This window comes from Streptomyces sp. NPDC002309 (assembly GCF_053593375.1).
The window spans coordinates 34657-47537 of the sequence record NZ_JBSFCI010000030.1 but is presented as its reverse complement, the minus strand read 5'-3'; the positions used below and the strand labels follow the sequence as shown (position 1 = coordinate 47537).

At 72.9% G+C, this 12881-nt stretch carries 11 protein-coding genes; 5 read left to right on the top strand and 6 right to left on the bottom strand.

Annotation, left to right across the window (positions count from 1 at the left end; translation table 11 throughout):
* Window positions 1–42: 42 nt before the first annotated feature.
* Window positions 43–846 carry an SAM-dependent methyltransferase gene (locus ACWCPM_RS24200; protein WP_450978337.1) on the bottom strand — a complete coding sequence of 268 codons (804 nt, stop codon included), beginning with the start codon at window positions 844–846 and terminating at the stop codon, window positions 43–45.
* Window positions 847–1063: 217 nt separating this feature from the next.
* On the opposite strand from ACWCPM_RS24200, the gene ACWCPM_RS24195 reads away from it, so the two are divergent.
* Entirely contained in the window at window positions 1064–1945 is an 882-nt protein-coding gene (locus ACWCPM_RS24195) for a Cof-type HAD-IIB family hydrolase (RefSeq protein WP_450978336.1), read from the top strand.
* Between the two features lie 208 nt (window positions 1946–2153).
* Here the strand turns inward: ACWCPM_RS24195 and ACWCPM_RS24190 are convergent, their stop codons facing one another.
* Window positions 2154–3446 carry a serine/threonine-protein kinase gene (locus ACWCPM_RS24190; protein WP_450978335.1) on the bottom strand — a complete coding sequence of 431 codons (1293 nt, stop codon included), beginning with the start codon at window positions 3444–3446 and terminating at the stop codon, window positions 2154–2156.
* A gap of 299 nt (window positions 3447–3745) precedes the next feature.
* On the opposite strand from ACWCPM_RS24190, the gene ACWCPM_RS24185 reads away from it, so the two are divergent.
* Together ACWCPM_RS24185 and htpG are read left to right on the top strand one after the other, a co-directional pair.
* Window positions 3746–4987 (top strand): amidohydrolase, encoded by a 1242-nt coding sequence (locus ACWCPM_RS24185; protein WP_450978334.1) that lies wholly within the window; start codon window positions 3746–3748, stop codon window positions 4985–4987.
* A gap of 97 nt (window positions 4988–5084) precedes the next feature.
* The gene (gene htpG / locus ACWCPM_RS24180) at window positions 5085–6914 is read left to right on the top strand and encodes a molecular chaperone HtpG (RefSeq protein ID WP_450978333.1); all 1830 of its coding nucleotides are present in this window, start codon (window positions 5085–5087) and stop codon (window positions 6912–6914) included.
* 75 nt (window positions 6915–6989) lie between these two features.
* Here the strand turns inward: htpG and ACWCPM_RS24175 are convergent, their stop codons facing one another.
* Window positions 6990–7268 (bottom strand): WhiB family transcriptional regulator, encoded by a 279-nt coding sequence (locus ACWCPM_RS24175; protein WP_450978332.1) that lies wholly within the window; start codon window positions 7266–7268, stop codon window positions 6990–6992.
* A 257-nt stretch (window positions 7269–7525) separates the two neighbouring features.
* Here ACWCPM_RS24175 and ACWCPM_RS24170 point away from each other — a divergent pair, with 257 nt between their 5' ends.
* Together ACWCPM_RS24170 and ACWCPM_RS24165 are read left to right on the top strand one after the other, a co-directional pair.
* The gene (locus ACWCPM_RS24170) at window positions 7526–8713 is read left to right on the top strand and encodes a thiolase family protein (RefSeq protein WP_450978331.1); all 1188 of its coding nucleotides are present in this window, start codon (window positions 7526–7528) and stop codon (window positions 8711–8713) included.
* Window positions 8714–8916: 203 nt separating this feature from the next.
* Window positions 8917–9693 carry a sulfite exporter TauE/SafE family protein gene (locus ACWCPM_RS24165; protein WP_450978330.1) on the top strand — a complete coding sequence of 259 codons (777 nt, stop codon included), beginning with the start codon at window positions 8917–8919 and terminating at the stop codon, window positions 9691–9693.
* Here the strand turns inward: ACWCPM_RS24165 and ACWCPM_RS24160 are convergent.
* From ACWCPM_RS24160 to cobF, 3 genes are all read right to left on the bottom strand, one after another.
* Window positions 9690–10496, bottom strand: coding sequence for an HAD-IIA family hydrolase (locus ACWCPM_RS24160; RefSeq protein ID WP_450978329.1), 807 nt, complete (start codon window positions 10494–10496; stop codon window positions 9690–9692). The two genes, ACWCPM_RS24165 and ACWCPM_RS24160, sit on opposite strands and share 4 nt — an antisense overlap.
* A 300-nt stretch (window positions 10497–10796) precedes the next feature.
* Entirely contained in the window at window positions 10797–11810 is a 1014-nt protein-coding gene (locus ACWCPM_RS24155) for a lysylphosphatidylglycerol synthase transmembrane domain-containing protein (RefSeq protein WP_450978328.1), read from the bottom strand.
* Between the two features lie 221 nt (window positions 11811–12031).
* Entirely contained in the window at window positions 12032–12805 is a 774-nt protein-coding gene (gene cobF / locus ACWCPM_RS24150; RefSeq protein WP_450978327.1) for a precorrin-6A synthase (deacetylating), read from the bottom strand.
* Window positions 12806–12881 lie beyond the last annotated feature (76 nt).

Here is a 12881-nt window from a genome sequence, read left to right as displayed (position 1 = left end):
ACGTCCTCCTCGGCGGGCGCGGCGGCCGGGTCGGTGCCGGGGTCAGGGTTTCACGGCCACCGCGCCGTACTGCGGTACCACGACGGGGGACTGAAGCTCGGCGCGCCAGGCGGAGCACGACACCATGCCCGGTTCGAGCATGTCGAGCCCGTCGAGGAACGCGGCGATCTCGGCGCCGCTGCGGGCGGTCACCGGCGGGGTGGCGTTCTCGTTCCAGAACTTCATGGCCGGGATCTGGCCCTCGCCGCCCAGCTCCGCGTCGTGCGTGGGGTGCGTCATGACCAGGTAGCTGCCCGAGGGGACGGCCGCCATGACGCGGCGGACGATCTCCAGGGCCTCCTCCGTGTCCAGCACGAAGTTGAGGATGCCCAGCATCATCACGGCGACGGGACGCGTGAGGTCCAGGGTGCGCGAGGCGCGGTCGAGGATGGTGTCCGGGTCGCGCACGTCGGCGTCGATGTAGTCGGTGACGCCGTCGGAGGTGCCGGTCAGCAGGGTCCGGGCGTGTATCAGCACGATGGGGTCGTTGTCGACGTAGACGATCCGCGACTCGGACGCGAGGCGCTGCGCGATCTCATGCGTGTTGTCCGCCGTCGGCAGCCCGGTGCCGATGTCCAGGAACTGCCGCACCCCGCGCTCGCCGGCCAGGAAGGACACCGCCCGGCCCAGGAACTCGCGGTCCGCCCGCGCGATGTCCCGGACCAGCGGGAACATCGAGGCGACATGGTCGCCGACCTGGTGGTCGACCTCGTAGTTGTCCTTGCCGCCGATCCAGTAGTTCCAGACCCGTGCGTTGTGCGCCACACCGGTGTTCAGGCGCTCCGCCGGGGTGGGAGCCTCGCTCACGTCTCTTCCCTCTCCTCGCCCGTACCGCAGTCGGCGCCATTGTGCCGCGTTCAAGATCGGGCCGTGGGCGAACGGGAGGACCGGGACCTCACTCGCACGGGTGAGCGCAATGGGTAGGGTTGACGGTCGCACCCGGAACGACGAGCGGCGCGCGACCGAGAAGCCCAGGGAAATCGAGCACCCCGGGGAAGCGGCCGAGCGCCTCAGGAAACAGGACATGCCCCACTCCCACCCGACCACGTCCGCCGCCCCGGCGCCCGGCACCGCGGACATCCGCCTCGTCGTCACCGACATGGACGGCACGCTGCTGGACGACGACAAACGACTGCCGGCCGGGCTGTGGGAGGTGCTGGAGCTCCTGCGGGAGCGCGGGGTGCTGTTCAGCCCTGCCAGCGGCCGCCAGTACGCCACGCTGGCACGGGAGTTCGCCCGTGCCGCCGAGGGCATGGTGTTCATCGCCGAGAACGGCACCTACGTCGTCCGGGACGGCGTGGAACTCAGCTCCGACACCCTGACGCCGGCCGTGGTCGAGGACGTCGTCCAGGAGGTGCGGCGGCTCGCGGCGGACGGGGTCGACGTCGGCGCCGTCGTCTGCGGCAAGCGGTCCGCCTACGTCGAACGCGCGGACGAACCGTTCCTTGCCGAGGTCCGCAAGTACTACGTCGAGCACCGCGTCGTCGACGACGTGACCGCGGTCGACGACGACATCCTCAAGGTCGCCCTGCACGACTTCGGCCCCGTCGAACGCCTCACCGCCCCGGCCCTCGCCCGCTTCGCCGCCACCCACCAGGTCGTCGTCTCCGGCGCGCACTGGGTCGACATCATGAACCGCACCGCCGACAAGGGCGCCGCCGTCCGCCGCCTCCAGCGCGAGCTCGGCATCACCCCGGCGCAGACCGTGGTGTTCGGCGACTACCTCAACGACCTGGAGATGCTCGACACGGCCGAGTGGTCCTACGCCATGGCGAACGCCCACCCGGAGGTCGTGCGACGCGCCCGCCACCTGGCTCCGTCCAACACGGACAACGGAGTGCTCCGCACCCTCACGCGGCTGCTGGACCTGCCGGAGATTCCGGACGCCGACATCAAGGGGCGGTAGACCGGGACGGACGTCGCGGCGTCCGTCTCTCGGAGGCGGCCGGGCAGCAGGGCATTGTTCGCCCAGCGCGTCCTCACCCAGCAGGAGAAGGCCGCCGAGCGGGCGGGCCGCGCTGAAGGACCGCCGGCTGGACACCGAGCGGTCCCGGCTCACCCGGTGAGGGCGGGAAGCCGCGGCTGACCCGCACGGCCCGGGGCGCGGCCGGGGCTCAGTCGTCGCCGTCGCGCCGGTCGCCCCTGTCCTCGTCCTCTTCCGAGTCGCCCCGCCGCTCGCGTTTGTCGTCCTCGGGTCTCTCCCGCCGCTTCGTCGCGGAGGGGGCCGGGGACGACCCGCCGGACACCACCGCCGGGGAGGACGGCGACGACGCCGGGGCGGTACCGGTCGTGCCGGCGGAGCCCGTGGGCGAGCCGCTGGAGGAGTCCGTGGGCGAGCCCTCCGTCGCCGTGTCGTCGGGCGAGAACCACAGCATGCCGGCGGCCATCGCCGCCAGGAACAGCGCCACCGCGGCCGCCGTGCCCACCACGCGCGGTCGCGGCAGCCCGCTCCGCGCCGCCGCCGGCCGGCCGCGGCGCCGGGACGCCGTCCTGGAGGAGGACGGCAGCATGTACGTCGTCGCGGGCCCGGTATCGCCGGCGGGCGGCGCGGGGGAGGCGGCCGGCACGGGCGCGGTGGCGGGCAGCGGCCCGGGGCGGCCCTGCCAGGCACCGGCCGCGAACCAGTCGGCGACGTCCATGGCGGCCGGCCGGTGCTCGGGCTCCTTGGACAGCAGGCCCAGCAGATAGCTCTCGAAGGCGGGCGGCAGTGCGACGCCGAGCTGCCTGGGCGGTACCGGAGGGGCGTCCAGATGCTGGTGGAGGATGGCGATCGGGGTGTCCGCCTGGAACGGCGGGCGCCCGGTGAGCAGCTGGTACAGCACGCAGCCCAGCGAGTACACGTCGCTGGCGGGCCCCGCCGGGCGGCCGAGCGCGCGCTCCGGGGCGAGGTAGAGACTGGTGCCGACGATCTGGCCGGTGGCGGTGAGCGCGGCGCCCGGGTCGTCGAGGAAGCGGGCGATGCCGAAGTCGCCGATCTTCAGGGTGCCGTCCGCGTCCAGCAGCAGGTTGGCCGGTTTGATGTCGCGGTGCACGACGCCCTGCTGGTGGGCGGCGGCCAGTCCGGCGGCCGCCTGGGAGGCGATCAGCGCCACGCGCTCGGCGGGCTGCGGGCCCGCCTGGGCGAGCAGTCCGGCGAGGCTGTCGCCGTCGACCAGCTCCATCACCAGGAACAGCCGGTCGTCGTACGTACCGAAGTCCAGCACGCCCACCACGTAGGGGTGGTGCAGCCGTCCGGCGGTCTGCGCCTCCAGGCGGAAGCGTGAGGCGGCCGTGGGGTCGGAGTCCTGGGGCAGCAGCAGCTTGACGGCGACCCGTCTGCCGAGGGTCTCGTCGTACGCCCGCCAGACCTCTCCCATCGCGCCGCGCCCGATCGGATCCTGCAGCTGGTACCGGCCCGCTATGAGCACCTGTGATTCATCCTCATGCTGTGTGAAGTCTCGGCGCCGCAGGCCGTAACTCACCGCCGGTGCGGGTGAGGTGGGGGTGTACCGCAGCTGGCACAGCCTACCGGGAAGGGGCCGTCCTCATGATCACCCGTACGGATGGCCCGGGCTCGCGGCAGACGGCAGGATGGCCGTCACGGTCCTCAGCAGTCCAGCAGTCCAGCAGTCCAGCAGTCCAGCAGTCCAGCAGTCCCGCAGTCCCGCAGTCCCGCACGCGCCGCCCGCGGGCGGCGCGTGCCCCGTCGGAGGAGAACGAAGCCGCCATGAGCGAACCCGTCGCCACAGCACGCCTCGCCCTCGAACTCACCGCCGGTCTCAAGCCCGAGAGCCTGGAGGAGCTCTACCGCGATCTCCACCGTCACCCGGAACTGGCCTTCCAGGAGCACCGCACCGCCGCCGTGCTGGCGGGCCGGCTGCGTGCCGCGGGATACGAGGTGACGGAAGGGGTGGGCCGCACCGGTGTCGTCGGCGTGCTGGCGAACGGCGACGGGCCGGTCGTCTGGCTGCGCGGCGACATGGACGCGCTGCCCGTGTCCGAGGCGACGGGACTGCCGTACGCCTCCACCGTCGACGGCGTGATGCACGCCTGCGGGCACGATCTGCACGTGACGTGGCTGACCGGCGCCGCGGAGGCGCTCGCGGCGGGCCGGGCGGCCTGGTCGGGCACGCTCGTGGTGGTCGGGCAGCCCGCGGAGGAGGCCGGCGGAGGCGCGTCGGCGATGGTCGCGGACGGGGCGCACACACGTTTCCCCCGCCCGGACGTGCTGTTCGGCCAGCATGCCGCTCCCGGACCCGCGGGGTGCTATCCGCACACCCCCGGCCTGATCATGTCGGCCTCCGACGACATCGACGTCGTCGTGCACGGCGTCGGCGGCCACGGCTCCCGCCCCGAGTCGACCGTCGACCCGCTCGTGACCGGCGCGTACATCGTCACCCGGCTCCAGTCGGTGGTGTCCCGCGAGGTCGCGGCGGCGCAGTTGGCGGTGCTGACGGTCGGGCGGTTCCACGCCGGTACGCAGGCGAACATCATCCCCGCCGAGGCCCGGCTCGCGCTGAACGTGCGTACCCAGGACCCGGAGGTGCGCGAGCGCGTCCTGGCCGCCGTGCACCGCGTCGTCACCGCCGAGTGCCAGGCGGCGGGTTGCCCGCGACCGCCCGTGATCACCGTGAGTCCCGGATATCCGAACACCGTCAACGACGCCGCCCTCGACGAGGAGATCGCCGCCGTGCACCGCGAACTGTTCGGAGACCACGCGGTGTTCTCCTTCGGCCCGGCGATGGGCAGCGAGGACTTCTCCCTGCTGGCGCCGGAGGGAGTGCCGTACGACTACTGGTACGTGACGACGACGCCGGCCGACGTGTGGGAGGCGGCGGCGGGGGAGGCGCTGCTGGAGCGGCTGGCCAACGTGCCCGGCAACCACAGCCCGCTCTTCGCGCCCGACCTCTCGGTGCTCCTCCCGGGCGTGCGGACGCTGGTGTCGGCGGCGCTGAGCCGCCTCGGGTAACCGTGCGCCGTCCGGAGCCCGCTTGTGTGCCCTGTCGCCGGTGTGTCAGATTTCGACGACCCGCACGACCGCACACCGCTCGACCAGAAGGAACGCGATGAGCACCGAGACGCTGGAGTTCCAGGCCGAGGCGCGGCAGCTCCTGCAGCTGATGATCCATTCGATCTACTCGAACAAGGACATCTTCCTGCGTGAACTGATCTCCAACGCCTCCGACGCCCTGGACAAACGACGCCTCGCCGGACTCACGGACGACAGCCTGCGCGCCGAGGACCCGCACATCGGCATCGAGGTGGACAAGGACGCCCGCACGCTGACCGTGCGGGACAACGGCATCGGCATGTCACGCGAGGACGTGGTGGGGCTCATCGGCACCATCGCCCGGTCCGGAACGGCCGAGACGCTGCGCCGCCTCAAGGAGAGCAAGGACTCGGCCGAGCTGATCGGCCAGTTCGGCGTCGGCTTCTACTCCGTCTTCATGGTCGCCGACCGGGTCCGCCTGCTCACGCGCAAGGCCGGCGAGGAGACAGGTGTGCGCTGGGAGTCGGACGGCGACGGCACGTACACGATCGAGACCGTCGAGGACGCCCCGGTGGGCACCTCGGTCACCGTCCACCTGCGCCCCGCGGACGAGGAGGACGCCCTCCACGACTACGCCGAGGAAGGGAAGATCCGGGAGATCGTCAAGCGGTACTCGGACTTCATCACGTTCCCCATCCGTATGGCGGACGAGACGCTCAACTCGATGAAGGCGCTCTGGGCCCGGCCGCGTTCCGAGGTCGAGGACGAGGAGTACCAGGAGTTCTACCGGCACATCAGCCACGACTGGTCGGCGCCCCTGGAGATCGTCCAGATGCGGGCGGAGGGCACCTTCGAGTACGAGGCCCTGCTCTTCCTCCCGGCGCGCGCCCCCCACGACCTCTTCCAGCGCGACGCCCGCCACGGCATCCAGCTGTACGTCAAGCGCGTGTTCATCATGGACGACAGCCGCGAGCTGCTGCCGGGCCATCTCCGCTTCGTCAAGGGCGTGGTGGACGCCGCCGACCTGTCGCTGAACGTCTCCCGGGAGATCCTCCAGCAGGACCGGCACATCCAGCTGATCCGGCGCCGCCTGGCCAAGAAGGTCCTGGCCACCGTCAAGGACCTCCTGCGCAACGACACCGAGAAGTACCGGACGTTCTGGCGCGAGTTCGGCGCCGTGGTCAAGGAGGGCCTGCTCGACCCGGCCGAGGACCACAAGGCGATCCTCGACATCGCGTCGTTCGCCTCCACCGCCGGCGACGAGCCCACCACCCTGGCCGAGTACGCCGCCCGGATGAAGGACGGCCAGGACAAGATCTACTTCATGACCGGCGAGAGCCGCGCCCAGATCGAGAACTCCCCGCACCTGGAGGCCTTCAGGGCCAAGGAGTACGAGGTCCTGCTGCTCACCGACCCGGTGGACGAGATCTGGGTCGAGGCGGTGCGGCAGCACGAGGGCAAGGAGTTCCGGTCCGTCGCGCGCGGCGCGGTCGACCTGCCCGCGGAGGAGGAGGTGTCCGAGGAGCGGTCGGGCGCCTACGCGACCCTGCTGACCTGGCTGAACGAGACCCTCGACGAGGTGAAGGACGTCCGGCTGACCACGCGCTTGACGAGTTCGCCGGCGTGCCTGGTCAACGACGCCGACGGCATCACCCCGGCCCTGGAGCGGATGTACCGGGCGATGGGCCAGGAACTCCCGCCGGTCAAGCGCATCCTCGAACTGAACCCCGAGCACCCGCTGGTCGGCGGGCTCAGGTCGGCGTACGAGGAGCGCGGTGCGGACGCGGAGCTGGCCGAGACCGCCGAGCTGCTCTACGGCACGGCCCTGCTCGCCGAGGGCGGCGACCTCGCCGATCCGGCGCGCTTCGCCAAGCTGCTCGCCGACCGCCTCGCCCGCACGATGTGACGGGTGCCGAACCGGCCGCGGCCGGCCGTGCGGGTGGCACGGCGGTCGCGGCCGGTTCGGCGTCACCGGCGTGCGTCACCGGCGTGCGTCACCGGCGGGCCGGGGTGCTCTCATGCCGTCGCCGATCCTGGACGTGCGGAGCAGTTCGGCGCGTTCCTGCTCGTCCGTCCCGCCCCACACGCCCGAGTTCTGCCCGCTGCTCAACGCGTGGCGCAGACACTGGTCGATCACCGTGCACCGGGCGCAGACGCGCTTGGCGGCCGCGGTGTCCCTCAGCGCCGGTCCCGTCGTGCCCACGGGGAAGAACAACTCGGGGTCCTCGTCCACGCAGGCGGCTCTCGTCAACCACTTCATGCGGGCGTGGGTGCCCTGGACGAACCGGTGCAAACACGGGCGGTCTCGAATTCCTCGACCGGCACGCGTTCACGGGCGGATCGGCCGGGCGGCGGGGCGGCGGGGCGTCCGGACATGGCTGTCCCGGCCGTCCCGGCCGCCCCGGTGCGGGCTTCCCGGGATCTTCCCTGGCGGGGCGCGGGAGGCTATAGTCCAAAACTAGCAGTGCTAATTAAACTTCGGGGCTGCTGATCCAGCCCCCGGTCAGGAGTCCTGTCGTGCGTCCCGTCCACTTCGCGGCCGCCCGCCGCACCCCCATCGGCAAGCTCCGCGGATCCCTCTCGTCGGTACGTCCCGACGACCTCGCCGCGGCGGTCGTCCGCGCCCTTGTCGCCGAAGTGCCGGCGCTCGACCCGGCCCGCGTCGACGACGTCTACTGGGGTGCCGCCAACCAGGCCGGCGAGGACAACCGCAACGTGGCCCGCATGGCCGCCCTGCTCGCCGGCCTCCCCGAGTCCGTCCCCGGGGCCACCGTCAACCGCCTGTGCGCCTCCGGCCTGGAGGCGATCACCCTCGCGGCCCGCACCATCGCCGCCGGCGAGGCCGACATCGTGGTCGCGGGCGGCTCCGAGTCGATGAGCCGCGCCCCGTTCGTGCTGCCCCGTCCCGACGAGGCCCTGCCGCACCGCATGGAGACCGTCGACACCCGCCTCGGCTGGCGGCTGGTCAACCCGGCGATGAAGGAACTGCACGGCCTGCTCTCCATGGGGGAGACGGCGGAGGAGGTCGCCGAGCGCTACGGCGTCTCGCGCGAACGCCAGGACGAGTTCGCGCTGCGCAGCCACCGGCTGGCCGCCGAGGCCCGCAAGAACGGCCACTTCGACGACGAGCTCCTGCCGGTGAGCCGTCCCGACGGCGCGGTGGTCGACAGTGACGAATGCGTCCGTGAGGACACCTCGTACGAGAAGCTCGCCCGGCTGAAGCCCGTGTTCCGCCAGGGCGGCACGGTGACCGCGGGCAACGCCTCCCCCATGAACGACGGCGCCGCGGGGCTGCTGCTGGTCAGCGAGGAGGCGCTGAACGAACTGGGGCTCGAGTCCCTGGGCCGCTACGTCGCCGGGGCCTCCGCCGGCGTCCACCCCGACGTGATGGGCATCGGCCCCGTCCCCGCCACGCAGAAGGTGCTGGGGCGCGCCCGGTGGAACGTCGGCGAGATCGAGGAGGCCGAGTTCAACGAGGCGTTCGCCGCACAGGCCCTCGCCTGCGTGGACCGGCTGGGCATCGACCCCGAGCTGGTCAACCCGAGCGGCGGCGCCATCGCCCTCGGCCACCCGCTCGGCTGCTCAGGCGCCCGCATCCTGACCACGCTCCTGCACCGGATGCGCCGCACGGGCGCCGGGCGCGGGCTGGCCACGATGTGCGTGGGCGTGGGCCAGGGCAGCGCGGTGCTGGTGGAGCGGGCCTAGCGGGGTTCCCCGCCCGGATCGCGTCGGCGTCGCCGGGGCTGGGCCTGTAGGGGCGGGAGCCGCCGGGACGGGGCCCGTAGGAGCGGGACCCGCCAGAGGGGCGTCCCGCCGGAGGAGCGTCCCTCGGACAGGGCCGCGTGCGGGCCGCGTGACGGGACGCACCGTGCCCCGACCAAATGCATGGGCATACCATCGGTATCCGCATGGACACGATGACGCTCTGGCACATCACCGGCTGGGAGTTCGCCGCCCTCGCCTTCGCCGCGCTCCTGGTCGGCTTCTCCAAGACCGCCGTGAGCGGGGCCAACACGGTCAGCCTCGCCGTCTTCGCGGCGGTGCTGCCGGCCCGCGCCTCGACCGGGGTGCTGCTCCCGATCCTGATCGCGGGCGACGTGCTCGCGGTCCTCACCTACCGGCGGCACGCCCACTGGCCCACGCTGTGGCGGCTCTTCCCCGCGGTCGCGGCGGGCGTCGTGTTCGGCACGCTGTTCCTGGTGTGGGCCGACGACGGGATCGTCCGGACCTCGATCGGGGCGATCCTGCTGCTGATGGCGGGTGTGACGATGTGGCGTCGCCGCGCGAGGGAGGCGACCGGCGCGGAGCCCGACTCCGTGACCAGCGGGAAGGGCCGTGTCAAGGCCCGTTCCTACGGCGTCCTCGGAGGCTTCACCACCATGGTCGCCAACGCCGGTGGCCCGGTGATGTCGATGTACCTGCTGTCGGCGGGCTTTCGCAAGCTGGGCTTCCTGGGCACGTCGGCGTTCTTCTTCCTGATCGTCAACGTGTCCAAGGTGCCCTTCAGCGCGGGGCTCGGCCTGATCGACGGCCGGTCCCTGCTGCTGGACGCCGCGCTCGTCGGGTTCGTGGTGCCCGGCGCCGTCCTCGGCAAGTGGGCCGTGGACCGGATCAACCAGCGGCTGTTCGAGCAGCTGGTGATCGCGGCGACCGTGGTGGGCGGCCTGCATCTGCTCCTGCTTTAGTGCCTCTCGTCCAGCCCGAGCAGCGAGGGGACGTCGGCGAACGAGTCGATCACGTGATCGGGTGTGCCGCCCGCCTCCCGGTGCGTCTCCGGCAGATACTTCCCGGTCCTCACCAGCACTCCCGTCATCCCGGCCCGCTGCGCCGCGAGGACGTCGGACTCGATGTCGTCGCCGACCATCATCGCCTCGCCCGCGCGCACACCGAGCCGGGCCAGCGCCGCCTCGAAGAACGCCGCCGAGGGCTTGCCGGTCACCACGGCCTCGACACGGGCGGCTCGCTCCAGCCCGGCCAGGTACGCCCCGGCGTCGAGCCGCAGGCCCGCCTCCGTACGCCAGTACAGGTTGCGGTGCATGGCCACGAGCCGCGCACCGCGCTGAAGGTGCCCGAAGGCCCGGTCGAGCGCCGGGTAGGTGAACTCGGGACCGGCGCCACCCACGATCACCACGTCCACCGTCTCGTCCCCGGCGTCCAGGTCGCCGTCCACCAGCCGCACGCCCTCCAGGTCCTCCCCGATGTCCCCGCTGTTCAGCAGCAGACAGCGAGCCCCCGGGAAGTGCTCCGCGAGGTGGGCGGCGGTCGCGGACGGCGCGGTCAGGATGTCCTCCGCCGTCACCGGGAAGCCCGCCCGCGCCAGCGTCCCGGCGAGTGACGCGCGCGTCCGGGACGTCGTGTTGGTCACCAGGGCGAACGGCAGTCCGGTGTCCCGGACGGCCCGCAGGGCCTCGACCGCACCGGGCAGCGGCCGCCACGAGACGGTGAGGACACCGTCGATGTCGATGAGCACGGCGTGCACTGGATCCATGGCTGGACGATAGCCATGCGGGCGCGTACCACAAGGCCCCCGCCGATGACGGGGACGGCGATATGGGCCGATCGGCCGCACCCGGTGAGGCCCCACGGGCGCGTCACCACATCCCGCCCGGACGTCCGTCGCGCCCCGGCGATTCCCACGGCGGCGAGTGGTGTGGCGGCGCCGCCGGGCCGGCCGCCGGTCGGGGGTGGCCCGGCCCCCCTTCACCGTCGTCGACGCCACGCGCCCCCTTGCCGCGGGACCACCGCGAACGCGCGCTGGGCCCGCCCCCGTCCGGTGGCCGGCCGGGACTCAGAGGATCTTGCGGTGCAGCAGCGCCGACAGCACCAGCGCCCCCGGCAGCAGCGGCAGCCACACCGTGAGCAGGCGGTAGGCGATGACGGTCGCCGTCGCCAGGCCCACCGGCGCGCCGAAGGCCGCCATGGCGAACACCAGCGCGGCGTCCACCGGTCCGATCCCGCCCGGCGCGGGCACGGCACCGACCGCGGTGCTGGCGATCAGCAGGGCGAAGACCACCTGCGCCCAGGACAGCTCCAGCCCGAGCGAGAAGCCGACGGTGGCGATCACGCTGCCCTGGAGCAGCGGGGTGGCGGCGGCCCCGCCCCACAGCGCGAGGACACGGCTCGGCCGGGTGTGCAGCACGCGGGCGTCGGTGGTCGCGGTACGCAGGAAGCGGACGGCGGGCCGGCGCAGGGCGGGCACGGCCGCCAGTACGCAGCCGGCGACGACGAAGGCGACGCCCACGCCGGCGGCGACCAGCAGCAGGGTGCTGTCGTCGGGGACGAGTGCGCCGAGGTGCAGCATGCCGGGGAGGGCGACGAGGAAGACGATCAGCACCGCCGTCTTCGCCACCGGCTTGACCAGCGAGTACAGCGCGAGGGACGCGGTGCCCCGGGCCAGGGGTATGCCCTGGCTCTGGAGGAAGCGCAGGGTCACCGCGTGGGCGCCGATGCTGGCGGGGAGCACGTGGTTGGCGGCGCCGGCGGCGAACTGCGAGGCGATCAGCAGCCCCGGCGGCAGCCGCTCGGGAATCGCGCCCTGCCGTACCAACGCGGCGGCCGGCCAGCCGAGGCAGGTGAAGAACAGGGCCGCGAGCAGCCAGCCGGGGTCGGCGGCGGCGAGCCGGGCGGCGCCGTCGCGCACGGACGGCCAGTCGACGACCGCCCAGCCGCCGATGAGCAGCAGCGGCAGCGCGGTGAGGACATGACGGGTCAGGCGGGACCGGCGTGCGGCGGAGGGGGACCGGACGGGGGCGGCGGTGGCGAGCGCGCTGGGGAGAGCGGCGGCCGGGGGGACCAGGGACACGGCGTACGTCGTCCTTTCGCATCGCGCCCGTGAGGAGCGGGGTGGACGGATGCAAGGCGAGACAGGTGGGGACGGGCGAAACGTGCCCTCCCGGTATGACGCTGCGGTGTCCGGCAGCCGACGCGGCGCCAGCGGGCAGCGCAAGAAAGCCGCTGCGGAGGCGCCGGACGCCGACGGGTCGCCGTGGGAGCGGTCCCAGGGGATCGGGTGCCGCACGCGGGCTACCGGTCGCCCGGGTTCCGGCGCAGCAGGTACGTGTCCATGATCCAGCCCTTGCGCTCCCGGGCCTCGGCACGCAGCCGCTCGATGCGGGGCGCCGCCTCCGCGATCGGGCCGGAGGCGAGGATCTCGTCCGGTGTGCCGATGTAGGCGCCCCAGTAGATGTCGATGTCCTGATCGGCGTAGTGCCGGAAGGTCTGGTGGGCGTCGAGCATCACGACCACGTCGTCCACGCCCTCGGGGAAGCCCTCGGCGAGTCGCCGGCCCGTGGTGATCTGCACCGGCCGGGCGACCCGGTTCAGCCCCGTGCGATGCCGGGCCACCAGTGCCGAGACGCTGCTGATGCCGGGCACGACGTCGTACGTGAAGTCCACCGCGCCGCGGGCCCGGACCTCCTCCAGGATGCCGAGCGTGCTGTCGTACAGCGCGGGGTCGCCCCACACCAGGAACGCGCCGCTCTCGGTCTCGCCCAACTCCTCGGCGATCAGCCGCTCGTAGATTCCGGCACGGGCGCTGCGCCAGTCCCCGACGGCGGGCGAGTACGCCGCGCCGCCCGCGCCGCGGTCCCGGTCCGGATCACGCGCCTCGACCAGGCGGTACGTCCCCTCCGGCAGGTGCGCGTCGAGCATGTCCGTGCGCAGCCGGGTCAGATCGGACTTCACCTCGCCCTTGTCGAGCAGGAAGAAGACGTCCGTGCTCCGCAGCGCCCGGACCGCCTGAAGGGTCAGCTGGTCGGGGTCGCCCGCGCCGATACCGATGACATGAATCCTTCGCACGCCCCGAGTCTGCCGCACCTCGCGGACGGCGGACCCACCGCCTCCTGGGTCCCGACGGCGCCAGGCCGCGTCGCGC

Coding starts and splice junctions, on each gene's coding strand:
- ACWCPM_RS24195 (WP_450978336.1), top strand. CDS start 1,064: ATGCCCCACTCCCACCCGACCACGTCCGCCGCCCCGGCGCCCGGCACC.
- htpG (WP_450978333.1), top strand. CDS start 5,085: ATGAGCACCGAGACGCTGGAGTTCCAGGCCGAGGCGCGGCAGCTCCTG.
- ACWCPM_RS24175 (WP_450978332.1), bottom strand. CDS start 7,268: ATGAAGTGGTTGACGAGAGCCGCCTGCGTGGACGAGGACCCCGAGTTG.
- ACWCPM_RS24160 (WP_450978329.1), bottom strand. CDS start 10,496: ATGGATCCAGTGCACGCCGTGCTCATCGACATCGACGGTGTCCTCACC.
- ACWCPM_RS24185 (WP_450978334.1), top strand. CDS start 3,746: ATGAGCGAACCCGTCGCCACAGCACGCCTCGCCCTCGAACTCACCGCC.
- ACWCPM_RS24165 (WP_450978330.1), top strand. CDS start 8,917: ATGGACACGATGACGCTCTGGCACATCACCGGCTGGGAGTTCGCCGCC.